The 24676-nt window shown below is 53.9% G+C and carries 24 protein-coding genes; 17 read left to right on the top strand and 7 right to left on the bottom strand.

Annotation, left to right across the window (positions count from 1 at the left end; translation table 11 throughout):
• The first annotated feature begins 193 nt into the window (after positions 1–193).
• The 13 genes from lptF to BUE18_RS20875 all read left to right on the top strand — a co-directional run bounded on the left by lptF (position 194) and on the right by BUE18_RS20875 (position 14589).
• The gene (lptF, locus tag BUE18_RS20935; protein ID WP_073478134.1) at positions 194–1390 is read left to right on the top strand and encodes an LPS export ABC transporter permease LptF; all 1197 of its coding nucleotides are present in this window, start codon (positions 194–196) and stop codon (positions 1388–1390) included.
• Positions 1387–2448 (top strand): LPS export ABC transporter permease LptG, encoded by a 1062-nt coding sequence (lptG, locus tag BUE18_RS20930; protein ID WP_073478133.1) that lies wholly within the window; start codon positions 1387–1389, stop codon positions 2446–2448. Before lptF ends, lptG begins: the two co-directional genes overlap by 4 nt.
• Before the next feature lie 16 nt (positions 2449–2464).
• The gene (locus BUE18_RS20925; protein WP_073478132.1) at positions 2465–3718 is read left to right on the top strand and encodes a 3-deoxy-D-manno-octulosonic acid transferase; all 1254 of its coding nucleotides are present in this window, start codon (positions 2465–2467) and stop codon (positions 3716–3718) included.
• Positions 3711–4817 (top strand): tetraacyldisaccharide 4'-kinase, encoded by a 1107-nt coding sequence (gene lpxK / locus BUE18_RS20920; RefSeq protein ID WP_073478131.1) that lies wholly within the window; start codon positions 3711–3713, stop codon positions 4815–4817. Before BUE18_RS20925 ends, lpxK begins: the two co-directional genes overlap by 8 nt.
• Entirely contained in the window at positions 4817–6196 is a 1380-nt protein-coding gene (locus tag BUE18_RS20915; RefSeq protein ID WP_073478130.1) for an NAD(P)/FAD-dependent oxidoreductase, read from the top strand. The genes lpxK and BUE18_RS20915 overlap by 1 nt, the downstream gene beginning before the upstream one ends.
• A gap of 83 nt (positions 6197–6279) precedes the next feature.
• Positions 6280–7509, top strand: coding sequence for a hypothetical protein (locus BUE18_RS20910; protein WP_073478129.1), 1230 nt, complete (start codon positions 6280–6282; stop codon positions 7507–7509).
• 89 nt (positions 7510–7598) lie between these two features.
• A complete protein-coding gene (locus BUE18_RS20905) occupies positions 7599–8561 on the top strand; it encodes a mitochondrial fission ELM1 family protein (RefSeq protein WP_073478128.1) in 963 nt (320 codons plus the stop codon).
• On the top strand, positions 8537–9685 hold the full coding sequence (locus BUE18_RS20900) for a glycosyltransferase family 4 protein (protein ID WP_073478127.1): 1149 nt from the start codon (positions 8537–8539) through the stop codon (positions 9683–9685). The genes BUE18_RS20905 and BUE18_RS20900 overlap by 25 nt, the downstream gene beginning before the upstream one ends.
• On the top strand, positions 9682–10710 hold the full coding sequence (locus BUE18_RS20895) for a glycosyltransferase family 9 protein (protein WP_073478126.1): 1029 nt from the start codon (positions 9682–9684) through the stop codon (positions 10708–10710). Before BUE18_RS20900 ends, BUE18_RS20895 begins: the two co-directional genes overlap by 4 nt.
• A gap of 15 nt (positions 10711–10725) precedes the next feature.
• The gene (locus BUE18_RS20890) at positions 10726–11787 is read left to right on the top strand and encodes a glycosyltransferase (protein WP_083611196.1); all 1062 of its coding nucleotides are present in this window, start codon (positions 10726–10728) and stop codon (positions 11785–11787) included.
• Positions 11788–11795: 8 nt separating this feature from the next.
• A complete protein-coding gene (locus BUE18_RS20885; protein ID WP_073478124.1) occupies positions 11796–13022 on the top strand; it encodes an O-antigen ligase family protein in 1227 nt (408 codons plus the stop codon).
• Positions 13023–13056: 34 nt separating this feature from the next.
• Positions 13057–14007 (top strand): lysophospholipid acyltransferase family protein, encoded by a 951-nt coding sequence (locus BUE18_RS20880; RefSeq protein ID WP_073478123.1) that lies wholly within the window; start codon positions 13057–13059, stop codon positions 14005–14007.
• An 81-nt stretch (positions 14008–14088) separates the two neighbouring features.
• The gene (locus tag BUE18_RS20875) at positions 14089–14589 is read left to right on the top strand and encodes a hypothetical protein (protein WP_073478122.1); all 501 of its coding nucleotides are present in this window, start codon (positions 14089–14091) and stop codon (positions 14587–14589) included.
• A 44-nt stretch (positions 14590–14633) separates the two neighbouring features.
• Here the strand turns inward: BUE18_RS20875 and BUE18_RS20870 are convergent, their stop codons facing one another.
• The 3 genes from BUE18_RS20870 to BUE18_RS20860 form a co-directional block, all read right to left on the bottom strand.
• The gene (locus BUE18_RS20870; RefSeq protein ID WP_073478121.1) at positions 14634–15329 is read right to left on the bottom strand and encodes an RloB family protein; all 696 of its coding nucleotides are present in this window, start codon (positions 15327–15329) and stop codon (positions 14634–14636) included.
• The gene (locus tag BUE18_RS20865) at positions 15329–16603 is read right to left on the bottom strand and encodes an AAA family ATPase (protein ID WP_073478120.1); all 1275 of its coding nucleotides are present in this window, start codon (positions 16601–16603) and stop codon (positions 15329–15331) included. Before BUE18_RS20865 ends, BUE18_RS20870 begins: the two co-directional genes overlap by 1 nt.
• 184 nt (positions 16604–16787) lie before the next feature.
• A complete protein-coding gene (locus BUE18_RS20860; RefSeq protein WP_073478119.1) occupies positions 16788–17741 on the bottom strand; it encodes a glycosyltransferase family 9 protein in 954 nt (317 codons plus the stop codon).
• A 153-nt stretch (positions 17742–17894) separates the two neighbouring features.
• On the opposite strand from BUE18_RS20860, the gene BUE18_RS20855 reads away from it, so the two are divergent.
• From BUE18_RS20855 to BUE18_RS20845, 3 genes are all read left to right on the top strand, one after another.
• On the top strand, positions 17895–18068 hold the full coding sequence (locus BUE18_RS20855; protein WP_073478118.1) for a Trm112 family protein: 174 nt from the start codon (positions 17895–17897) through the stop codon (positions 18066–18068).
• 8 nt (positions 18069–18076) lie between these two features.
• Entirely contained in the window at positions 18077–18628 is a 552-nt protein-coding gene (locus tag BUE18_RS20850) for a DUF4416 family protein (RefSeq protein WP_073478117.1), read from the top strand.
• Between the two features lie 350 nt (positions 18629–18978).
• A complete protein-coding gene (locus BUE18_RS20845) occupies positions 18979–21108 on the top strand; it encodes an acetate--CoA ligase family protein (RefSeq protein ID WP_073478116.1) in 2130 nt (709 codons plus the stop codon).
• A 53-nt stretch (positions 21109–21161) separates the two neighbouring features.
• On the opposite strand, the gene BUE18_RS20840 is transcribed toward BUE18_RS20845, so the two are convergent.
• The 4 genes from BUE18_RS20840 to BUE18_RS20825 all read right to left on the bottom strand — a co-directional run bounded on the left by BUE18_RS20840 (position 21162) and on the right by BUE18_RS20825 (position 23171).
• The gene (locus BUE18_RS20840; RefSeq protein ID WP_211482829.1) at positions 21162–21506 is read right to left on the bottom strand and encodes a tetratricopeptide repeat protein; all 345 of its coding nucleotides are present in this window, start codon (positions 21504–21506) and stop codon (positions 21162–21164) included.
• 113 nt (positions 21507–21619) lie between these two features.
• Positions 21620–22162 (bottom strand): hypothetical protein, encoded by a 543-nt coding sequence (locus tag BUE18_RS27640; protein ID WP_073478114.1) that lies wholly within the window; start codon positions 22160–22162, stop codon positions 21620–21622.
• 38 nt (positions 22163–22200) lie between these two features.
• A complete protein-coding gene (locus tag BUE18_RS20830) occupies positions 22201–22695 on the bottom strand; it encodes a tetratricopeptide repeat protein (RefSeq protein ID WP_073478113.1) in 495 nt (164 codons plus the stop codon).
• A complete protein-coding gene (locus tag BUE18_RS20825) occupies positions 22692–23171 on the bottom strand; it encodes a zinc ribbon domain-containing protein (protein WP_073478112.1) in 480 nt (159 codons plus the stop codon). The genes BUE18_RS20830 and BUE18_RS20825 overlap by 4 nt, the downstream gene beginning before the upstream one ends.
• Positions 23172–23992: 821 nt before the next feature.
• Here BUE18_RS20825 and BUE18_RS20820 point away from each other — a divergent pair.
• Positions 23993–24676 (top strand): POTRA domain-containing protein (locus BUE18_RS20820; protein WP_139264832.1); only part of this gene is annotated, 684 nt, incomplete at its 3' end.

Below are 24676 nucleotides of genomic sequence, written 5' to 3'. Positions count from 1 at the left end.
TATTGGAAATACTCACTATAAAAATTTTTTCGCTTACAGCTCACTTGTGACGTCGCGTGGACATACCTTAGCACAATCTCCTTTCATGATACAAGAGCGGCCCAAGGATTTTTTTCAGGGACCGAAGCCTGTTTGCAATTTTTTTGGTTTTGAGGGATAAGGGCATGAACATTAAACTGAAATCAGGTTCAGGGTGAGAAAAAAACACATTGTCTTTAAATACATGCTCGGAGAAATGCTCCCCCCCTTTGGGGTGACCCTCTTGGTTTTCGCCCTGATCTTCCTCATGACTCGGATGCTGCAACTTACCGATTATGTAGTAAATTTTCGGGTGGGCCTGGGGCATGTCATGATGCTCCTCATGTATTCCATGCCCTTTTTCCTGATTTTCGTCATTCCCATGTCCACCATGATGGCCGTGCTGCTGACCTTTTTACGCATGTCGTCGGACAACGAAATCACCGCCCTCAAAGCCGCCGGATGGAGCCTGTACAGCCTGCTGCCGCCGGTTTTGGCCTTTTGCACGGCCACGGCCCTGCTCACGGCGTCCATGTCCTTTATAGGGCTGCCCTGGGGACGGATGGCGGCCAAGGAGCTGCTCATCGACGTGGCTCGGCAGAACGTGGAAATCGGCCTGAAGGAGCGATCTTTCGAGCGGACCTTTAAAAGGGTGGTCCTGTACGTGGGGTCCGTGGACGTGGAGTCCAGGACCTTACATCACGTTTTTATTGAAGACCGCAGAGACTTGGAGCTTTCCAGCACCATCATGGCCTCCAAAGGCCGCATCATCCCCAGCGGCGGCGACGATATCTGGCAGCTTCGTTTGAGCGATGGAGTCATTGTGCGTGCGGATCGCAAGAATCAGTCCATGTTTACGGTGGATTTTGACAGCTACGACTTCAACCTCAATCTTAGGACCGCCCTGGGGGCCCGGGACGGCGAAAAGGATGAGGAGGAAATGTATTTCAAGGAGCTGTTAACATTCGTAAAACGCTACAACAAAAAGGACGACAGGTATTATCTGGCCCTGCTGGAAGTGCATAAAAAATTTTCCATCCCGTTTTCGTGCATCGTCCTGGGGCTGGCGGCCGTTTCTTTGGGCATCGTATCCCGGTCGGCGCGCCGCTCTTTTGGAGTGGCCCTGGGCCTGGGCTTGTTCCTGCTGTATTATTTATTGCTGTCCGCCGGCTGGGTGTTCGGAGAGGCGGGCAAGTATCCGCCTATGATCGGCATGTGGGTTCCCAATTTGGTGATCGGCGCCATGGGGGGCTTTTCCCTGGTGCGCATGGCCAAGGACCGGCCTGTGGCCATTTTCGCCTGGTTTCAAACCAAGGCTCGCATCCTGTCCGGCAGATGGGGCGGCGGGCAAGAGGCCGCGGCAAAGTCATGACGATTATTTCAAAATACATAGCCAGGGCGCTGTTCAAGAACCTGCTGACCATCCTGTTCGCCGTGGTGGTGATCTATGTGGCTGTGGATTTTTTTGAAAAAATCGACGATTTCATGGCCGCCAAAATTCCATTGCTTACGGTGGGCTGGTTTTTCCTCTTGCGCATCCCCTTTGTGGCGGCCCAGGTGCTGCCGGTGGGCGTCTTGCTTTCCGCTATGGTGGTAATCGGGCTCATGGCCAAGCATAACGAAATCATCGCCTACGCCAGCGGCGGGGGCAGCAGCTTTTCCCTGCTCAAGCCCATAGCGGTCATGGGCGTCATCGCCAGTTTGTTTTTATTCGCTTTTAATGAAATAATCGTTCCGGCCACGGCCGCGGAAGCCAATCGGATTTGGTATGACGATGTGCGGCATGAGGGGGACGTTGGGACCAAGACTACCTGGTTTCACCGCAAGGGGCTCATCGGCAGGGTGGATAAATACATTCCGGAAACCCATACGGCCAGGGATATCACCTTGAATTACTATGACGCGTCCTTTAAGCTGATTAAACGGATCGACGCCGAAGACGCAACCATTTCCGGAAACGTCTGGACTCTGCGCAACGCCATGGAGTCCTTTGGGGGCAGGGCATCCGAAACAAGGCAGCATAAAGAATTAAAGGTGGAAATGAATTTTACGGCCGATCAGTTGCATGAAAGGGTGAAAAGATCGGACGAAATGTCCCTGGTGCAGTTAAAGGAGCACATCCATAAAATTGAGTCCGAAGGATACAAGGCCGTCCGGTTTCGGGTGGATCTGGCCTCCAAAATATCCTTTCCGCTGGTTTGCCTGATCATGTCCGTTTTGGGCGGCGCCATGGCGCTTCGCGGAAAAAAGGGAGAGGGCATGGCCGTCAATATTGTCATGGGTATGGGATTGGCATTCGCCTATTGGGTGGTGCACAGCCTGTGCCTTTCCCTCGGCTACGCCGGCATGTATTCCCCGATTTTTTCAGCCTGGACGGCCAACACGGTATTTGCAGTGCTTGCGGCTGTTTTTGTTTACGAACTCGCCTGATTTTTTTGGATGAAATATGGTGAAAGCCGTTTACAATCTGGCGCTCTGCCTGGGCGCGATTTTGTTCCTGCCAATAGGCCTGATTTTGGCGGCGTTAAAGGAAAAGCGCCGCACGACCATGGGGCCCAGGCTGGGTTTTCAGGCCTATCCCCAGTGCAGCAAACCCATCTGGGTGCACGGCCTGTCCGTGGGCGAAATCAATGCGGCCGTCCCTATGGTTTTGGCTTTGGCCCAAGCCTGGCCCCACAAGGATATCATCGTCTCCGCCTCCACCAAAACGGGCTACGACAACGCCAGGGCGAAGTTGCAGGACCATGTCGCCGGCGTGGTGTATTATCCGTACGATCTGCCCTGGTGCGTTTCCAAAGCCCTGGATCAAGTCGATCCGTGCATGTTCATCCTGGTGGAGTCGGACCTGTGGCCCAACTTCATTTTTCAGTGCAAACAGCGTGGCGTCCCCTTGATTCTGGCCAACGGACGGCTTTCCGACTCTTCGTACAAGGGATACCGGAATTTGGGCTTTTTAATGAAGCCGGTGTTTCAGTGCTTTAACAAGGTCGGCGCGCAATCCAAAGAAGAAGGCGAACGATTCCTGAAGGTTGGCGTGAGGTCCGAAAGCATGGTCGTGACCGGCAACCTGAAATTCGACCGGCCTTATGCGCCGGATCTAAAGCCTTTGGAAGCGCTGCCTGATTTTTCCGGACCGGTGTTTGTGGCTGGCTCCACCCATCCTGGCGAGGAGGAGATTCTGGCCGGTTTATTGAAAGCCCGGAACAAGGAGCACAACTTGGCCATAATCATCGCCCCCCGGGACCCCAAAAGGGCGGGGGATGTGCGGGATATTTTTTCGCGAAACGGATTGGACGCGGCGTTGTACTCCCAAAAGCCGGAACAGGCCGATGCGGTGGTGGTGGATCAAATGGGCCTCCTGGCCGCGTTGTACTCCCGCGGAGACATTTGCTTTGTGGGCGGCAGCCTGCTGCCGTTCGGCGGGCATAATCCCTTGGAGCCGGCCCTGTTCGGCAAGCCCGTGTTATTCGGTCCGGACATGGGCGACTTCCCGGATATCACGGCGCGTTTGCTGAATCAGGGCGGGGCGATTCAGGTTAAGGACTCTCAGGAACTCGCCCAGACCGTGCATGCGTTGCTGGACGATCCCGCCCGAGGCGTCAAGATAGGCGCAAACGCCCTGGAAGTCATTCGCCGGAATCGAGGCGCCTTACAAAGGAACCTGGATCTGGTTCAGGAGTTTATTGAAAATCATGAGTAGCCTGCGGCGGCGAATAGAAACGGTCATGCGGTCCGGTCCTGACGAAAACATGGGCCTGACGGGCGCGGTTTTGCATCTTGTCTCCCTGGCATACGGCCTGGTCATGCGTTTGCGGTTTAAGCTGTACCAAAAGGGCCATGTCAAGACAAACAAGGCGCCCTGCAAGGTCGTTTCCGTCGGCAATATCACCGTGGGCGGCACGGGCAAGACCCCCATGGCCATCCATTTGGCCCGTTTGTTTAGCGGTTGGGGCTTGAACGTCGCCATCGCCAGCCGAGGCTACGGCGGGACCATGCAAAAGCAGGGCGGTGCGGCGTCGGACAGCAAGGACGTTTTGCTCACCCCGGCTGAAGCGGGAGACGAACCCTGGCTGATGGCCGTCAAATTGCCCGGCGTTCCCGTGGTTGTGGGTGGAAACCGGGTCAGGTCCGCTAACTTATGTGCTTCCCAATTCCAAACCCAGGTTTTGATTTTGGACGATGCGTTCAGCCACCTTGCCATTGATCGCGATCTGGACCTGCTGCTGGTGGACTCCCAGGCGCCCTTCGGAAACGGCCATGTTTTTCCCCGAGGGATGTTGCGGGAGCCTGTTGAATTTGCGTCCAGGGCCGACGCCGTCATCAGAACCCGGGCGGATAGGGGCGCGGGTTCGGCTCCGCTGCCGCAGGGCAAGCCGGTTTTTTCCTGCACGCACAAGCCCGAAGGCTTTTTGGAGTATTTTCCCCAAAAAGGGACGAGAGGCCCCAAAATCGTCCGGCATTCCCTGGACGATTTGAAAGGCAAAAAAGTCGCAGCGTTTGCGGGCATTGCGGATAACCAGGGCTTTTTTGAAAGCCTGTCTTCCTTGGGAGTTGCCGTGCTGGAGCGCCTGTCTTTCCCGGATCATCACGCATATACGCTGCGCGATAGGAACATCATTGTGGAGACGGCCATCAAGGCGGACGTCAAGGCCCTGATCACCACGGAAAAGGATTTGGTTCGGCTTACCGGCTGGGACGCCCACGGCCTGGATTTGTATGCTTTGGAAATCGCCCTGGAGTTTGAACGGGCCCAGGAGTTTGAAGACTTCCTGAAATCAAAATTGCAGATTGGAGAATAATGAATCCGGATACAGTGGTTATAGGCGCGGGAACCGGCGGCCTGATCGCCGCCTTGAAAATGGCCCAGGAGGGCCTGGACGTATTGGTTTTGGAGAAAAACCCGGAAGACAGCCACGGCAACACCTGGCTGAACGACCTGGACCTCCACCCTTTTGACAAATACGACCTTCCCAAGCCCTTGCCCGAGGAACTGGCCTTTCCGGTTCATCGCAACATGCGAACCAATTCCAGCAACGGCGACGCAACCATTATCATGCCCGACATTCCCAATTACGCCTTAAAGGTGTCCTTGTATCAAAAGCGGCTGGTGCGATTGTGCCGCGAGGCGGGCGTGGAGTTCCAATTCGGCGCCAAAATCATCGATTTTTTGAATGACGGCAAGGCTGTAACCGGCGTGATTGCGGAGTCTGACGACGCTCCCCGGGAGATTTCGGCAAAAGTCACGGTGGCTGCCTGCGGCGCCTTTTCTCCCATCCTGGAAAAAATTCCCGGGTTTTGCGATTTCAACTTTACCTGCCGCCCCGACGACCGGGTGCACGCCATTCAGGAGTTGTGGAAGATCAAGCCGGGGCCGGCCCGGAGAATGGTGAACGAGGGCATCCTTATCCCCAATGAGATGGTCTTTTACGTGGGCGTGCCCGGAGGCGGCTCCTTTTCCACCTTTATGTATCAACTGGATCTGGATCAGGAGATCATGGCTTTGCTGGCCGGCTGCAAGTCCCAAAACCCGGACGTACTGTCCCCGCGGGAGCTTATTGATGACTTTAAGGACAATCGCCTGGGATTCTGCACGGAGCGCATTTACGGCGGGGGCAGGGCCATCCCCATGCGCAATCCCCTGGACAACCTGGTGGATAACGGCATAGCCATAGTGGGAGACGCCGCCTTTATGGCGTCTCCGGCCAACGGGTCGGGTACAACGCCTTCCATGATCGCCGGCGCTCAATGCGCTTGGACGATCGCTAAAGCCCTGAACGCCGGCCTGGAACCGACTAAAGAGCATCTGTGGGGATATAACGCGGCCTTTCAGACCCATTTGGGCGCCATCTTCGCCGGATATTACGTGGCGCACCGGGTGCTCACCACCTTTACGGAGCAGGAAGTGCAGGAACTTGTACGCCGCAAGCTCATAGACCCCAGGCAGTTCAAGAACGTGCACGACGCCCGGCCGTTCAGCGTGGCGCCCCTGCAAGGCCTGGGGCTTTTCATGAAGGCTTTGCCCGTATTAGGAACCCTGATCGGCTTTGTTAAGCATGGCGCTAAAATTCCCATCATTACAAGGCACTATAAAAATTTCCCAAAGACTTACACTCCGGAGGCCTATACACAATGGAGGACCAGGGCTGAAAAAATTCTAAACCGCCTGGATGTAAGCTGACTGCATCAGAAAGTGGACGGCAAGCGCGCCGTGCGCCTATTCTTGAAAGACGCCGGATTATAAAAATAGCGAAAGGATTTGATATGAAAACTCCCCGGAGGCTTTTGCAAATCGTTCTGTTGCTGTCTTTAATCGTTGCCGCGCAGGCCTTGGCCGGGCAGCCCATGGCGCCCTTCAGGATCAACGAAAGCCTGTCCATGGCCAAAGCGCCCTTGTCCCTGGAAATTCTGTCATTCAGCGCCCAAGACAAGGACGGGCAATGGTATTGGTACCTGACCTTTAAAAACACGGATCCCAACCGCTCTTTGACAAGGGGCAGGATGGAAATCCGGGTTTATCAAATTGGACTTCCTGCGCATACGCAATACCAAACCAGCGTCATCCCCTTTGAAAGCAATCTGGGCTCGGGCAGGTCCCACAGTGTGAGCATTCGCTTCAACAAACGCCGGGACGCAACAAGCCTTCGTCTGGTCTTGTTTGACCTGAAGAACAACCAGGAAGTCGTCTCCCAAAAAATTCCCCTTGAGGACAACATGGGCGTCTCGCTGCAGCAAACCATCCCCCAGGCCGCCCAGGGAGGGCCGGGTCAATTGGACGTTCGGGAGGAAGCGGCGATTATCAGTGCAAAATACCTGGGCATGGGCAATTGGGAGGCTGTCGTCAAAAACACGGGCACAGTCCCCATTGAAGCGGGAGCATACAAATTGGAAGGCCGTTACCGCTTTTTTATTGGGAAGGCATCCCCTGGCACGTCCGCTTCCGTCCCCCGCCTGCTTGCCGGGCAGGAAGGCAAGGTAACGGGAGGCGGGTTCTATGGACACGATGATTGCGACTGCGTAACCCTGACCCACATAGATTTTGTTTTGAAAAAAGGGGCCGCTCAGGAGATAATCAGCGAGTACACCCTACCCATAGAGGTTCCCAAGGTGACAATCGACTATGTGGAAGCCGTAGCCGAGGACTATGACAAGCAAAGGGATTTTCACCTGTACGGGGCCTTTACCAATCATTCGGACTATGACCTGAACCTTGTCGCCAAGGTGAAAATAAATTTTGTTCGGGGAGAAACCCTGCAGACGCTGGAAAGACAGGCTCTGGTGCATGTTCCCAGACAATCGAGCGAGGTGCGGTGCGAGATAATCCATAAAATAGACGATTATCTGAACCAGGCAACGATAAACGAGTTTATTAACGTCAACTGGCAGGTGGAAACCGAGCTGGTCATGGACGGGGACGAAAAATGCGTAATCGAAGGGGTGCTGGATCGGCATGTATCCTCTTTGTTGCCTTACTATCGCAAAGAACGGGATTAACCTTTTTCCGCGCTGTTGATGAATCAACCATGTAATGATATGGAAGCCAAGAATCAACCGCCTTTGTTTTTAAAAGGCAGGGAACTTGTATGCATAAATTGCGAATAACGGCTTTTTTGGACAATCGCCCCGGACATCTTAAACAGACCCGGGGAATCCTGGAAGCCCTGGATGCTATAGCGGACATCATGATCACGGAGGTGAACGTCCCCATTCCCGGCATTCCCTCTCAGGCCGGGCAGTGGATGTCCTGGTTTATGGGCCGCTCCAGCATTCCCGATGAATGCCGGTCCTCCGTGTATCCGCCGGATTTTATAATCGGGACGGGAACACACACCCATCTGCCCATGCTGCAATACAAAAGGACCTGCCAGGCGCCGGTGGTCACGTGCATGACTCCCAGCTCTTTGCTGGTCAAGCATTTTGATCTGTGCTTGGTCCCGGCCCATGATAACCCGGGCGACAAGCCCAACCTTTTTGAAACGTTGGGGCCGCCCAACACGGCCAGGGACCTTGGGAGGCACGAGCCCAACAAGGGATTGCTGGCCATCGGCGGCGTAGACGAAAAAAATCATGTGTGGAACTCAGATGACGTCCTTGCCAAGGCGGCCGGCATAATAAAAGCCTATCCGGAAATTCACTGGACCGTCGCTTCGTCCTTCCGAACGCCGGAAGATATGCTGGCAAAGCTCCTGCAAATGCAGGAAGATATGCCCAATTGCACCTTTTTCAACGCCAGTGATACAGGTCCGGGCTGGATAGAAGAGCAGTATAATCAGGCGGATATGTGCTGGGTGACGGCCGACAGCGTATCCATGACCTACGAAGCCTTGAGCGCCGGCTGCAAGGTCGGCGTCATTCCGGTTACATGGAAGAATCCCGCGGGAAAGATCGCCCGGGGCTTGGACAGGCTGCTCAAGGAAAAATGGGTATTATCCTTTGATGACTTTTTTCATAACAAGCAAACCTGGGAAAAGCGCCGGGCTTTGGATGAAGCCGGCAGAGCAGCCAGGGAGATATTAGAGCGATGGCGTCCGGATCTCTTACTATAGTACAAATGCTTCCCGAACTGGAAGCCGGAGGGGTGGAGCGCGGAACCCTGGAAACGGGCGCCTATCTGGTCGGCCAGGGGCATCGATCCATTGTGATTTCCGGCGGAGGCCGCCTTGTTCCCCAGCTTGTGGAGGCCGGAACCGAGCATGTTGAAATGCGGGTGGGGGATAAAAATCCCTCCCTGTTGAAATATCTTGCGCCGGTGCGGTCTCTTTTGCTGAAAGAAAACGTGGACGTCCTGCACCTGCGTTCTCGCGTGCCCGCCTGGGTGGGGTATCTTGCGGCCAAATCCATCCCTAAAGCCAAACGCCCGGTTATTATCACCACGTTTCATGGATTTTACTCCGTGCATTTTTTTTCCGGGATTATGGCCCGGGGCGAGCGGGTAATCGCCATATCCAATTTCATTGCAGACCATATCAAGGAGAACTACGGGACAGACCCTTCCAAAATCCGGGTGATCCACCGGGGATTCGACCCGGATTATTTCAACCCGGAGGCGGTTTCTCGGGATAGAGTGGACGCCTTGAAAAAGTCCTGGGGCCTGGATAAATCACATGCTCCGGTAATCATGCTTCCCGCCCGGATTACGGGCTGGAAAGGGCATAAGCTGTTTATCGAAGCTCTGTCATTGGTCAGGGATCAGGATTTTGTTGCGGTCTGCGTGGGGGACGTGGAGGATAATCCCGAATACTCGAAAACGCTGTTTGATGAAGTGAAAGAACGCGGCCTGGAAGGCAGGGTGCTTTTTCCCGGCCACTGCAGCGACATGCCCGCCGCCTTGATGAACGCCGACATGGCGGTTTCCGCTTCCCTGGAGCCGGAGGCTTTCGGGCGGGTGGCTGTGGAGGCCCAGGCCATGGGGTTGCCTGTTGTCGCCACGGCCCACGGCGGCAGCCTGGAGACGGTTCTGCCCGGCGAGACCGGCTGGCTCGTCAGCCACGAAAGCCCGGCGCAAATGGCGCAGGCCCTGAAAGAGGCCCTGGCCGATCCTGACCTGCGGCGGAAAATGGGCGCCCGGGCAAAATCCTGGGTGTGGGAGAACTTTACCGCGACCAAAATGTGCAGCCGCACTTTGGAGGTGTATCACGAATTGCTAAAGGAAAAGGGCAGGGGCCTATGAGAAGGATTTTGGTCATAAAAATGACCGCTTTGGGTGACGTCGTGGCGGCCCTTCCCCATATGGAGCAAATCTGCCGAACCTACGCAGGCGGCGAAATCTGGCTGCTTACCAGCCCGGAAGCCAAGGGCCTTTTCCGGCATCATCCGTTTTTTCGGGTGCAGACCATCAATCGGGACAGTTTTTTCGGCAAGGAGGGCGTGCTGCCGACCATTCAGTGGGTGCGGTCCATGGGTTTCGATCGGATTTTCGACCTGCAGGGCAACAAAGTGAGCTATCGGATTTGCAAATGGTCCAAAAGCCCGGAACGCATCGGCACCCAGCCCAATCCCGCGTACACAAAAAGCGCGCCCGGCAAGTGGATGCGGACCATCAAGCAAAATGTAGCCCAAAGGCTGAATATGACCCTGGAGGCAGGAGGCATTCCTCCCGCGACCCAGCCCGGGCCTCTGTACACCAGCGCCGAAGACATTCAGGCCGCGGAGCGGTTTATGTCGTTGCACGAGTTGGAGGAGAAGCGCTTCGCCGTGGTTCACGCAGGCAGCAGTCCGGAATGGCTCTCCAAGCGCTGGCCCAAGGAGAATTTCGCCCAGCTTGTGGAAATGTTCGAGCTTTTCGGCATTCCCTGCGTGGTTACCGGATCTCACGTGGAGCAGGACCTTAACCGGTACATTACGGAAAACGCGGGAGTGAACGCCACCGGCGTGTTGAGCCTGCGCCAGCTTTACGTCCTGGCCAGGGAGGCGTTGTTCGCCGTCAGCAACGATTCCGCGCCCATGCATCTTTTTTCCCAGGCGGGAATCCCTGTGTTTGCATTTTTCGGCCCCACGAACTATCGTTGGAGCCACGGCTTCGGACAGATCGCGAATGTGCTAAAGTCTGACGTTGCTTGCGGCCAGTGCTTCAAGCCCGAATGTCCGCCCGGCAAGAAACACGCCTGCATGAGGTCGTTGACGCCGGAGCTCGTGCTTGGCAAAATCATAGAAAGATTAGGGGAAAGCGGCAAAATCGTCAAAAACGGCGAATAGTCCGCAAACTGGAATATGCCGACTGTATTGTGGTGGGGAAGAGGGGACAAGAACTATTCGCGCAACCGGACCATCGCCCGGATGTTCGGGGAATTGGGTTGGAACTGCGAGTACTTCTATCCTGCCGTGGGCAGCGAGTTGGGCTTGATTCAGGCCTATTTCGCCAAATTGAAAAAGCCCGACCTCATCTGGCTTCCCTGCTTTCGCCAGCGCGATATGGCTTCGGCCATCCACTTTGGCAAAAAATGGAAGGTTCCGGTCGTCAGCGATCCCCTGACCTCCTCATATCAAAAGCAGGTTTATGAACGAGGCAAGTTTTCCGCAGACTCCCGGCGCGCCCAGCGCCTTTTGAAATGGGAGGCGGGGCTGTTCAAACAGGCGGACCTGATTGTCCTGGAAAACTCGGCCTACGCGGATTTTGTCCGGGATGAAATGGGCGTGCCTGAAGAAAAATTGGGAGTGCTGTACAACGGGGCCTATACAAAATTCTTCACGCCTCAGCCGCCTCCCGATCCTGGACCGCCCTTTGAAGTCGGGTTTGTGGGCAGCTTTCAGCCGTCCATGGGCACGGACGTGATCGTGAAGGCGGCCCGCTTATGCCAGGATCTTCCCGTCAAATGGACCTTGATCGGCGAGGGCGACGACAAACCCGAAGCCGAACAATTGGCCAAAGGGCTAAATAATATTGAATTTACCGGATGGGTGAAGTATGAAACCCTACCGGAACGCATGGGAAACATGCATATTCTTCTGGGAATTTTCGGCGTCACCCGAAAAACCGACTTTGTGATTCCCAACAAGATTTTCGAAGCCATGGCCGTGGCCAGACCGCTGATAACGCAGCAGGCCGCCGCCTACGCCGATAATTTTGGACAAAGCCCGGTGATCGGTTGGGTCGAAAGGGGGAACGAGCAGGCCCTGGCGGACAAGGTGCGGGAGTGGATCGCCGAACCTCAGGATTTGCCGGAACGGGGCCTTAAAACCCGGGAGCTGTTCGACCGGTATTTTGGGGATGATAAAATGCGTGATATGCTTAGGATTATTCTGGATCGCGTATTGCCGGGGGGGATAAAATAGGATCAGGTTTGGATGCTTTGAGAGAAAAATTCGAAAACGGGTGCGATCTCGTCTGCCTGTGGGCCGGCGCCCTCGTGCCCGTGGGAATAGTCATAGGCAACGTGGGCTTTGAGGCCTTTGCGGCCCTTGCCAGCGTCGCCTGGATTCTTCGCTCCATTGTCGCCAGAGACAGAACCATGGAAAGGGTCGCTGACAACCCTCTCACCGCGCCATGGATGTTCTGGTTCGGCGCCATCCTCATCAGCCTCATGGTCAACGGGGCGGGCTCCAAAGGGGCTTTGCACGACATCGCCTTTGTCCGCTTCTTCCTGTTCGGCCTGGCTATGCTGGATGTGTCCAATCGAAGGCCTGTAGGCCCCTATCTTGTCGGGGGCCTTGCCGCAGGCGTCCTGTTCGCCGCGTTCAACACCATCCTTGCCTACACCATCGGCGTGGACATGTTCGCACGATCCCTGGAGCGCTATACCGGCAAGCTCAAGGAAGCCGCCCGCTTCTCCGGCTTATGCGCCTATGCGTGCGTGTTTTTCGTCGGTTGGGCCCTGGGCGATAGGAATATCCTGCAAAACAAAAAACGCCTGGCGATTCTTTTGTTCATCGCAGCCATCGCCTTCGGTCAGATCGTCCAGACCCAGGTGAGAACCGTGGTTTTGGCCGTGCTGGCGGGGTTCGTGTTCATCGTGTTTTACGGCCAGGGCCGGAAGTTCGGCTTTAAAAAGGTCGGGCTGATCGCCGCCGGCATATTCTCCCTGTTGGGAGTCGCTTTTTATCTGGGCGAGTGGTGGAACATGGAAAGCATGTACGACCGCTGGGTTATCTGGCAGGTGGCCGTGGAAATCTGGAAGGAGCACCCGGCCGTGGGAGCGGGCGTCGGGGCGTTCCAGGACGCCTTCGCCAGGATTTCAGCCTCGGGCCTGGTTCCCCCATGGGAAGCCCCGGACGGCCGCGTTTATTTTAACGTGGAGCAAACCCACGCCCACAACCTGTTTTTGATGATCGGCGCCTGCACCGGCTTTCTGGGGCTGGCGGCGTTCGGGTGGCTTATGGTCCGCGCCTGCCGGCTGATATACGCCAACCCCAAAGGCTGGAGAAACGGCCTGCCAGCCTGGCCTGTCGTGCTGCTGGTCATTGGGCTTACGGGCTTCAACATTTACCATAGCTGGTATCACGCCCTGTTCGCATTCTTCCTTGTGCTTTCCGGCGCTAAAGAATGTCCAAACAATAAAAACGCTTCATAAGAGCCGAAATCCGGCCTTTATAATAGAGAACATTATGAAAGAACGCGAGTTCCATCCCGCCATAGATAACCTGATATACACCCTGATTAAGATTCTTGTACGCTTTTTGGCCCTCATGCCCCGGCCGTGGATCAAGCCCGTCTCCCGGGCTTTGGGGCGGTTGTGGTTCAAGCTGGACAAACGCCACCGCGACATCGCCCTGGACAACCTGAGCCACGCCTACGGCAAGGAAAAATCACCCGACGAAATCCGCCAAATAGGCCAGGATACTTTCATCCATCTGGCAAGCGTTATGCTGGAGCTTCCCCATCTGTTCAAACTGGACTCCACGAATCTCAAGAGCTTTGTCCAGTTTTCCGGGCTGGACCATGTATACAAGGCCCTGCGCGAGGACAAAAGCCTCGTCTTCCTGACGGCCCATTACGGAAACTGGGAGTTGATGGCCATCTCGGCGGCCCAGAGGATGGGAATTCCCATCCATGTGATGGTAAGGCCCCTGGACCTGGCCCCGGCCGACCGGGTTTTGACGGAAATGCGGTCCTATACCGGAAACGTGGTGCTGGACAAGGACAAAAGCGCAAACGCCGTGGCCGGGTTGTTGAAAAATAAGAAGGCGGTGGGCATTCTGCTGGATCAGAACGCGTCCTGGTACGAAGGCGTGTACGTGCCCTTTTACGGTAGAATCTGCTGCACCAACAAAGGCCTGGCCATATTTGCAATACGCCACGGAGCCACGGTCATCCCGGCGTTCTCCCGCAAGCAGCCCGACGGCCTTTACGAAGTGGAGTTCCAACCGGCGCTGACCCTCATCAGGACCGGAAACATCGGCAAAGACGTGGAAGCCAACACCGCCATGTTCAACAAGGTCATGGAAGACGCCATCCGAAAAGATCCCACCCAGTGGCTGTGGGTGCATCGCCGCTGGCGCATCAAAGACATCCCCGAACGCGCCCGCAAAAAAATGGGCGGCTTGCCTCAGCTGTAAGAGGGAATAAAAAGGTCAATAAGATTTGTAAACAGTCCTTTGATTTATCCAATGCTTGAGCCCTAACCAAGGAAGTGCTAAATGAGTCATCCTGATTTGCCCAGCGATTGGACAGCCGGTCGGTACGAAAAAAACAGGGAAAGTTATTACGATCCGCCCTCATCCTCTAATCCATCCCGAATTTTGTTATGGGGAATGATGGAAGGCGATGCAGGGCACCGGCTTTATGACATTCCGATGGACGCCTCTGTGGAAGAAATTGTCCAAGTATTTCAAGTAGGCGCTCATAACGCCTATATTCGAGGAGTTAATGAGCAGGAAAGCGTTGACATGACTGCCTCTGTTGCAAAGAAAATTGAGAAACTGATTCCCTTTCGAGTCATATTCGCTGACCAAGCTGGCCTTAAGCTCAAATTTGAGAGACAAATTACCGAACCGGAACTGCAAAATTTAGAAGGGTGGTTGACCAAGGACGACCCATTTCAGGCAGGCCTGGAAATATACATTTCCGAATGGGATGGAGAAAGCCCGCTCCTCGCGCCTGTCCTCGAAGAAAATTTGCTGCATCTGTGGTGGGATTGATAAAGCGGTCTTGGATAGTTTTAGGTTTTTGAGTTTTGGCACTTTTAGCATGACTGCCTTCTACGGTCTGCTTTCTCTTTCAATTTCATCAAATACTCTACGAAGTGATGCATTTGAGTGGATGGATTGTCTTTTCCTGAATCATTGCAGTATGCTTCTAACCGCTGGGCGTTGTTTATAGCTGTTTTCAATAGATCTTTTGTCGTTTCGTAGTTGCTTGCTTCGCCTTTTTCATAACCGGGAATGTGCACTTTTAAATCGGAAATGAGTTTATCGCAGACAGATTTCCCTGTCTGGTAATAGTCCTTTGTAGTATATTCGAAATGGAGCAGAAGCCAGAATTCAAAACAAGGGACGGATGTTATGGCGTGAATAGTGCTCGTACCTTTCAATTTTGCATCCCTGATTTGGTCGCAAGCCTGTTTGTAAGAGCCATGTCGATCTTTGTCAAAGATGCAGTATATTCTGTTGAAATAAGGATCGGATTTGTACTTTTTCATGGCGCACTCAACCACACTGGTGGGGGCGGATCCTTGTGTGTTATCCACAACCACAAGGTTAGTGGAGCTTAAACGAAGGTCGCTGCACATTTGTTTGACATACAGGGGCTCGGTTTTTGCTCCTTCACAGACGATAAGGACCCTGTCATAAGGTGCGCGCTTGCCTGCTTTTCTTTGGAGTTCTTTGGTTGTGCGAGCCTTACGCTTATGGAATATTTTGTCCTGTCTGCTTTTTCCCATCAGAAGCGGACCTCCCCGATGTAGGGCAGGGCGCCATACCGGCCTTGGAGGTATCCCTTTCTTAAAGCCTCTTTATTTCTTGGCTTGAATTCCAGCAGTGAATATAGCGTACTGGCCTGATTGTCATCTTTTTCCATAAACCAGATTTGATCTCTGCGTAGGATGTCCTGGTCCAGCAAGGAGGTGTCATGCGTGGTGAAAATAAGCTGGCCGTTGGCTTTGTTCATTTCGTCGTTATGAATTATGCTGAGAAGATACTGAATGATGAGCGGATGGAAACTGTTATTAAACTCGTCCACCACCAACACACGTCCTTTTTCCATGACGTCCATGAGCGGTCCGGCATAGGAAAAGAGTTTTAACGTCCCGTCTGACTCATTTTCAATATCCATAATAACATCATCAGAGGAATTAGCGGCCTTATGTTTAAACGCAACATTTTTGATTGTCCGGCCATCCAAATCTTTTTTCAAGACCCTTTGCACTTCGTTTGGCATGTCCTTGGGAAATGGGAAATCCTCGAAAGAAATTTTTTCTTCTTCCACCATAATGTCTGAAATTTGAATATCGGCATTTTGGATAAAGGAAAGAATACGGCGCTTCTTATCTGCATCTTCGCAACATTCAACGGTAAAACTATCACCCATTATGGCTCCATGCCCGATCACCGCCAATTTTTTAAACCATTGGAATACGGGTTTGAGTTTTTCACTATTTAGCTGAACGGCAGTGGATAGGAACAAAGCATTGGAGCGTGTGCTTTCCATCCATGTTTTTTTTGGCCCTGTTAGGTGGCTGCCGAAATACCATTCATCTTTTCCAGCCTTAGGATCGAAAGCGCGTTCAAACCATCGTTGGGCGCGATTTCCAGGATATGCCAAAAGCCATTCTCCCGTTACACGAGACTCAGTGCAAGAAAAGCCATATTGATAACGCACGCTGTCTTGGATAAAAAATACTTCGAACTCACTTGGCCAGCTCTTTGCCTCAGAATCAAAAAGAAATGGGACTCTACCGATAGGTTCCCCTTCCTGTTTCTCCTTTGATGAATTTAGGACGAACTCGCGCATAAACTCGAGGGCGCTTACAAGGTTGCTCTTTCCCGCCGCATTGGGACCGTAAATCACCGCCGATCTCAACAACCGCAAGTTTCCATTGATCGGGGATACAAAGGTATTCTCCTTCAAATGGTCCGCCTTGGACCCGGCGGCCATGCTCAGGCATTGTGTACCCAAGAAAGAGCGGTAGTTGGTGACGGAAAATTCAATCAGCATAATATTGCCTTAGCTGTTAGAGGATAAAAATGATTACACAGTATAGTGTAAAAATAGATATGCGTCAAATTAAAAGGCATATTTTGCATAAAATAAGCAAAATATGGTCTTAAATTCAAATATCGTCAATTTGTGGGCCTTCAAGGTGGACTTTAGCAGGAGCTAACAAGGCGTCTACCCTGCCTCACTCCAAAAAGTTCAGGCAGGCGAGTTCCACGCCGCCGGGGGCGATGCGGTTGATGTCTTCGCGGTCGCGAAACCAGGCGGTCCGAGGGGCCAGGGGGCCTACGTTGTCGGGATCTCCCGTGGAGTAAATCGTAATCACGGAAACTCCCAGAGCCGCAGCCAGATGCCCAGGCCCGGTGTCGTTGGAAACCATGAGGCTGGCCTCTCCGCAGGCCTTGGCCAGATCCTCCATGCTTTCGGGCATGGCAATCTCCCATCCGAATTCCTCGGCCGCAGCTTTGGCTGCATCCAGAATATGGGTTTCCTGGGGGCCTAAAAGCAGGCGGATGGCGTATCCCTTTTGGGACAGGCTTTTTCCCAAAGCGATAAAATTCTCCTCGCTCCATCTGCGGGATTCGGTGGACGCCCCCATGTTCAGGCACACCAGTCCTTCCACGGGCGTCAATCCCGGGATTTCCAGCCTGGGCCGGTCAAAGTGGACGGGGGCCGGCAGACCCAATCCCTGGGCCGCCGCTTTGACGAAAAATGCGCTGCGATGATCCGTTCCCCAGTCCGCGTCAATGTTTTGGGTGTAAATCCATTTACGCGGGCCGGATTTTTTGATACGTCCTACCCGAATCGGCGCCCCGGAAAGCCAGGCCAAAACCGCGGTTTCTCCGAAGCCCTGCAGGTCAAAGGCGATATCCGGCTTGTCTTTCCGCAATTGGGAGACTATGCTGACCGCGCCGCCCAGGGCTCCGCTGATGCGGCCCGGTTTGGCGAATCCCCGTCTGTCCAGGGGGGCCACGTGATCCACCAGCCCGGACATGAGCGGGATGGCCATAAACGGAACGTCGGTCAGATAGGTGATGCGGCAGTCAGGCTGCTTTTCCCTGAGAAAGGCCAGGGCCGGCAGGCTCATGACGATGTCGCCCATGCCGGACCAGCGGATAATGAAGTAATGAGGGGCCATATTTAGTCCTTTAGGGATATTATGGAGCGGCGTTTTGTCCGCTGCTTATTTCATCCTGGAGGCGCCTTATACAACAAAACCAGGCAAATTGCATAGGACTATAGCCAATTAATTCCGGGAAAACGCCCGGAAGTCAATATTCAGGAGGCGAACATGCCCGTTAAAAAAGATTTTCTGGAAATTTTAGCCTGTCCCAAGTGTAAGGGCAAACTAGAACTTAATGAGCAGGAAAACGGCCTGATTTGCAGGCCCTGCAAGCTGGTCTATGAAATCCGGGACGAAATTCCCATCATGCTGATCAGCGAGGCCAAACCCCTGGAGGAGTAAACCGCCCCGTGAGCAAACCCACTCTCCCAAGCCGGGCCAAGCTGGTCATCGGTATTTTCACCGCGGACAAAAGCCTTGCAGAGCCCATCCTCAAGGAACTGACCGGCCGGTTCGGCCCGGTGGACATGATGAGCCCGTGGTTCTCCTTTCATCACACCGAGTATTACGAGCGGGAAATGGGCGGCCCGCTGTACCGCCGCATGTTCGCTTTCGCCCAGCTTATCGCCCAGGATGACCTGCCGGAAATCAAGCTGGCGACCAACAAAATCGAAGCCGCTTTCGCTGAAAACGACTATAGAAAAGTGAACATAGACCCCGGATATCTGCTCATGGAGCGGTTCATCCTGGCCACGGGCAAGAATTTCACCCACAGGGTTTACCTTGCCTGGGGCATTTACGCGGACCTCACCCTTATCTACACCAAAGGGGGTTTTCAAAACCTTCCCTGGACCTACCCGGACTACGCCGAGCCGGAAATGCACGATTTTCTCAAAGCCGTCCGAAAAAAATACGCCGCCTGCCTGAAAGATCCGCTGCTTTGCAGCGCCGTCCAATCCTGATTTTTTAAAAACAAAACCGGCCGATTTTCATCGCCCACGGACCGTTCAAAGACCGGCTCCCGAGCGGCCTCAAACCCCGGTTTGGTGTGTTTTTTTGCAGGGAAGCCGGGGGCCGGGGGCAGTGCAAAATTTTTTTATCATTCCTGGTTTTTCGGAATTATGAAGAACACCAATTACTTGCTTTTTAAAAGTCTTATTTTGGACGATCGTCAAAATGCGACAGTGTTTTACAGGCTCTTGCGCCCTATGATACAAACCGAACGATCACTCGTTTGGTTGCGAACAAGCGGTTCGCCCAAGATTTGTTTAAGCAGTCAGGTTCAGGGGGATTTTCAAAAGGAGGAGAATCGTTGAATACCAGTCGTAATCCGTTGCATACCATCATGGCGCCCAAGTCCGTGGCTATTGTGGGCGCCAGCGCCAATCCCATGAAAATGGGGTCCATGCAGTTTTTGAACATCTTGCATTGCGGGTTTCCCGGAACGGCGATTCCGGTGCATCCCAAGCACGAAGAAATTTTTGGAGTAAAGGCATATCCCTCCATCTCCAGTCTGCCCGACACGCCGGAGCTGGCTATATTGGTGGTTCCCACGGGGCTTGTCATAGACATGTTGGACGATTTCGGCAAGCTGGGGACAAAGCACGCCATCATTATCAGCGCCGGTTTTAGGGAAATGGGCGCAGACGGAAAGGTTCTGGAAAAACAGCTTCTGGAGACGGCGGACAAGCACGGCATTCGGTTTCTGGGTCCCAACTGCATGGGGGTGTTCAACTCCCAATATCCGTTCAACGCCACCGTGACGCCTTTTCAGGACAAGCCCGGCTTTTTAAGCATCGCCTCCCAGAGCGGCACCTATCTGGCCCAGACCCTGACCTATCTGAAGTACAGGGGGGTGCGGGTCAACCAGGCCATGAGCGTGGGCAATGAAGCCAACATCAATATTGTGGATTGCCTGGAGTATCTGGGCGACGATCCCAAGACCAAGGCCATCGGCCTGTATATCGAAGCCCTGTCCGATCCCGGCGGATTTTTGGAGGTCGCCAGGGAAGTCAGCCGCGTCAAGCCCATTGTGGCCCAATACGTGGGCGGCAGCAAGGCGGGGGCCAAAAGCGGCCTTTCCCACACGGGCTCCATTGCCGGGCCGGACTTTTTGTACAATGGGCTGTTTGAGCAGGCCGGGGTGATCCGGGTGCACAGCATCGAGGACGTGTACAAGGTTGGTCATGCTCTGGCTACTCAGCCCGGCATCAAGGGGAACCGGGTGGCTGTCCTCACCCATTCGGGCGGGCCTGGCTCGGGCATGTGCGATACGGCGGACCGGCAGGGTTTGGTGGTGGAGGAGCTTCCCGCAGACGTGCAGGACAAAATCCGGGAGGTCATCCCGCCCACGGCAAGCCCCAAGAACCCCGTGGATCTGACCTTTATCGTGGATTCCAAGCCCTTGTCACAGATCATTCCCCAGATTCTTCTGGAATGCGATGAAGTGGACGGTCTGCTTATCCACGGGATCATGGATACGGGTTGGGCCAAGGTCACCGCCGGCACCCTGGGAAAGGCCTTGGGCGTCTCCGAGGAGGATATGACCGAGCTGACCAAAAGCGACCTGACCAGCTTTTTGCAGCTTAAAGAAAAATACGGCAAGCCCGTTTTGGTCGGCACTTTCATGGGGGACGAGGACAACGCTCGCAATGTGATGATGGACAACTTCATCCCGGTCTTTTCCTCCCCGGAAAAAGCCGCGTTTTCCATGGGCTGTTTGTACAAACATCATCTGATCAGGACCCGTCCCTATTCCAAGGCGGAAAAACCCCGGGGCTTGGGAAAAAAGACGGCTTCCATCCTGGCTCAGGCCAACGGCCCCCTGGACGAGTTCCTGGCCAAGCGGATTTTGGCGGATTACGGCATACCCGTCAGCCCCGAAAGCCTGGCCTCCAGTCGGGACGAGGCTGTCCAGGCTGCGGGATCCCTCGGATATCCCGTGGTGATCAAGGCTTGCTCCCCGGACATTCTCCACAAAACGGAAAAGGGGTTGGTAAAGCTGAACCTGGGCAATCCCCAGGAAGCGGCGGAGGCTTACGACGCCATTCAGGAAGCGGCCCCGGGCGTTCCTGTCATCGTGGGTAAAATGCTGCCCGTACAAAGGGAGTTCATGGCCGGAATAACCCGTTTTGAGGGCTACCCCCCTTGCGTTCTGTTCGGCATGGGCGGTGTTCTGGCGGAGGCCTTGAAGGACTTCTCCCTGCGCCTGGCGCCCATGACCCAGGCGGAAGCATTGGCTATGATCGACTCCTTGAAGTCCCGCGTCTTGCTGGATGATTTCCGAAATATGGGCGCTGTGGATCGCGAGGCCCTGGCGTCCATGCTGGTGAATTTAGGCTATCTGGCCCTGGATTTTCCTGAAATCAAGGAAATCGATCTCAATCCCATTCTGATCATGGACGGCAAGCCTGTGGCGGCCGACGCATTGATTGTCTTTTAGCTTACATTCCGGCGGCTCCCCTTGGGGGGCCGCCGGATTATTTGGATGGATTGTCAGGCTGTGGTCTTTTCGTGGAATTTGGAAAGGATCTGTTGGGCTCGGACCTTATACATCTGGGCCAGGTTCATATAGACCACGGCCACTTCCCGGTGCTCTTCCCCAAAAATCCGTATACGCATGGCCAGGGCTTCCCGAAAGCATTCCTCGGCAAGGGAGAAGTCCGAGTTCAGCAGCAGCGCCATGCCCACATTGTTATAGGTCGTGGCCTTTTCCGGCGCGTCTTTGGGAAATTTTCTGTCCACAAAATCCACCAGCCTCTGGCCGACGTCCAGGGCCTCTTCCGCTTTGCGGCTTCTGATCAAATCCACAAGCTCCTGGTTGGATTCTTTCCAGACCATGGATTTGTCCGCTTTGGGGGCTCCAAATTTTTCTTTGAATTTTTTAAACAAAGGGAATTCCTCGCCGTTTATAACATGTTCGGTTGTTCGGCCTAACCCGTTTTCAGCGGGGGCTAAATCCGACGCTTCATATAGTTCAGGGTCTTCTTCATTGCAAGAAGCAAATCCTTCCTGCGCTGAAACTCGTGCCATTTGCAGCGCGCCATGGCGAGGAGGATTTTATCCATGCGGACAACCGCTCTTTCCATGGCGGCCGGAGCGCTTACGGGGACGGGCAGGTTGGCCGTTTCGGATGCGGAAGCGGCAGGCGCCTGTTCCCGGGCGTGCAGAAGGCCTTCATGCTCTGCAAGCAACTGCTCATGCGCTTTCAGGACTTTTAAATGCCGTTTCTTGAGTTTGGCGGCTGCGTTCAGCTTTCGTTGGATGACTTCCATGGATTCTTTGGAAATAACGATCCGCCCATCCGCATATTCCTTAAAATCAATGCTTTTGGGATCCTGTTCCTGTTCAATCCGATAGGCTTCTTCCCAGCTTTGATGCACGGTTACAGGGGTCACCATATTCAGAGGGGACTGGACCGGGCCTTCCGTCATGTCGGAGGAGGATTTGGAATCGGAGTCCGGCGGGGTTTCCAAAGGCTTGCCGTTTTCTGTCATAAAGGTTCTTTCACAATATTCAAGTGGCTTGAGCAAAACTATTTTTTTCGAGGCGCCTGGTTTTGGGCGCCGCCCAACTCATCCCGATGTTTTAAAAAAATCAGGTCGGCCCGCTCTCCGTATAACATGGAGAGGTTTTTAAACACAAAGCCGACTTGGATGCTGTCTGACCCGTATACTTGGGTTCCGATTTTCATGGCCGTCCAAAATAGGTTATGGGCTTCCTGGAAATCCTTCAAATGCAAGTGAATGGCGCCTAGATTGTTGCACGTTTCAAACATTTCCTTGCCGTCGGTCAGTTTCAGTTCCGCCAAATATCCCATCAAGGGCTTGGATTCCTTCAGCGCCTCTTCAAATTTGAATTGGCCCATCAGGTCGCAGACCTTTTGATGGGCCGCCTGCCATTTTCTGAAAGTGTCCGTCAGATAAACCGAGGAGCCCTTGCCGCTTTTGGCTTGGGCCGTCCCCATACCGGCAATCAGACATAACAGAATCAGCACTGCAACGGTCGCATTGGGATAATATCTTGTCACGATTTGGCTCCCATTTTTTTGGCCTCTACGGTTTTAAGATACTTTTTCGTCTCGGACCGGGATATCAGATACACGATCCCCGCGCCGATCAGCAAAAATGCGCTGATGGCAATGATCACCCATAAAAAGGCCGCCTCGTTTCCTCGGGTCAACCCCCACATGCCTTTTTCCGAGTATTCACGGATCGCGGAATAAACGGCGCATCCCAGAACCGTCAGGCCGAACAAGGCGGCAAACACGGCGCCCACCCGCCATTTGGTATGGTCGGACAATACCCGGTCGTGAATGGGGTCCGGCGCCTGTTCCTCTTCAGGTATGATGGGGACGTCCTCTTCTTCTTTGCCGGATGAAACCAACGCAAAGCCGGCGCCTCCCATCTCTATGGCCAGGGCTGCGCCGCAGTTATTGCAGTAAGCGTCCTCTTCAAGGTCATTGACGTCAATGGGGGCCTGGCATCTTGGACAATCTACTTGCACTGGGCTGCCTTTCTTAGAAAATAATTATATCCGGCGGTGTGGTCCGCATCCGTATTTCAATAGCGCAAAATACCTATCACAGCACCTCCCGAATCGTCAACAAGGCGCTATCAAAGGCCCTGCGACAGTTTAATTCTGTTAAAAGTAAATTTGCAAATATTCAAGGGCTTTGGCGCCAAAATCTTTAATTTTAACTTGACCTTTTCCGGGCGTTGAAGTACAAAAGCGCACAAGTAACTGAGATATTCTCCACAAAAAGAAATGGACTGCACCAATTTTCTGCTATGAATAGCGTGTCAAATATGTGGGTATGTTCTGGTCTTATACAGTTCCCATAAGCGACTATATGTGAACTGAATCACGCTCCCCATGTGATTCAATTCATATTTATGTTTCGCTTTTATTTATATACTAGTTGTATAATTTTTTGCAAAAAAGCAAAGAGCACCACCAATAGCCGCATTTTCGTTTCAAGGGAGAAATGCGTCGTATTGCGCTTTTTACAGCTAAAGTTATTGCGAAAGCTGCTTTTTCTGAGTCTGCCGGCTGAAAGTGCTGAACTGTATGCGGGTCCTACGCAATTCCATCCTTCTGCAAAATAGCGTCTCGTTGTTTTGCATCCCCGAGGGACAAACGTCCCACATCACTCCTGCGCCCACTATCTTTAGCAGGGCGTCTTTTTATGCTCCCATTGCCGCTCGCATTCTTAACAGTTTGTTCTTTTTAGTCATTTTTCAGTTTTGGGCGGATTTTGAAACGGCGCCCGTAGTTTTGCTTATGCTTTATGTTTATTGCAGATCGCCTATACAGAGGAGGCCGCGGTGAGGAAGACAGTGAAGCACACCATCATTTTGGGGCAGGTTATATTGTGGCTGGCAATGGCCGCGGTAACCTGGGCTGGACAAGAGCCCGAAGAATCCGTTGTGCCGGATAGCGGCATGCCCGGTGCAGTGGAGAGATCGCTCAACGAGCGGGAGATTCCCGCTCATTCCCGGCTGCCCGAGATCAGCGTTCAGGACGAACAGAGCGCGGTGTTCAAGGGCGGGGAAGGTGTGACGTTCCGTTTATCCAAGATCCGTTTTGAGGGTCAGCGGGTTTTCGCGGACCAGGATCTCCAGGAGGTTGTGGCGCCGTACGTGGGCCAGACCATGGAGGTGAGCGCCCTCAAGGAAGTGACGGACGAGGTGACCCGGTTCTACAAAGAGCACGGGTACTTCCTCTCCCGCGCCTATGTGCCTCCCCAGTGCATCAAGGAAGGGGAGGTTCTGATCAAGGTTCGTGAAGGCCGGTTGGGCGAGATCATCATCCGGGGCAACAAGCGATACAGCCGTGAGCTTCTGCGGAACACCCTGAAGGTGATCCGGGGGGAAGGCGCGGTGCGCACGGCGGACGTGGAGCGGGGCCTTTTGCTTCTGACGGACATTCCGGGCCTCAACGTGAAGGCCACGTTCAAGCCCGGCGAGCGTCCCGGCACCTCGGACATCGTGCTGGACGTGACCGAAGAC

The sequence above is a fragment of the Desulfatibacillum alkenivorans DSM 16219 genome (genome assembly GCF_900142135.1).
Taxonomy (GTDB): domain Bacteria; phylum Desulfobacterota; class Desulfobacteria; order Desulfobacterales; family Desulfatibacillaceae; genus Desulfatibacillum; species Desulfatibacillum alkenivorans.
This window is presented reverse-complemented; position numbering and strand designations above follow the sequence as displayed.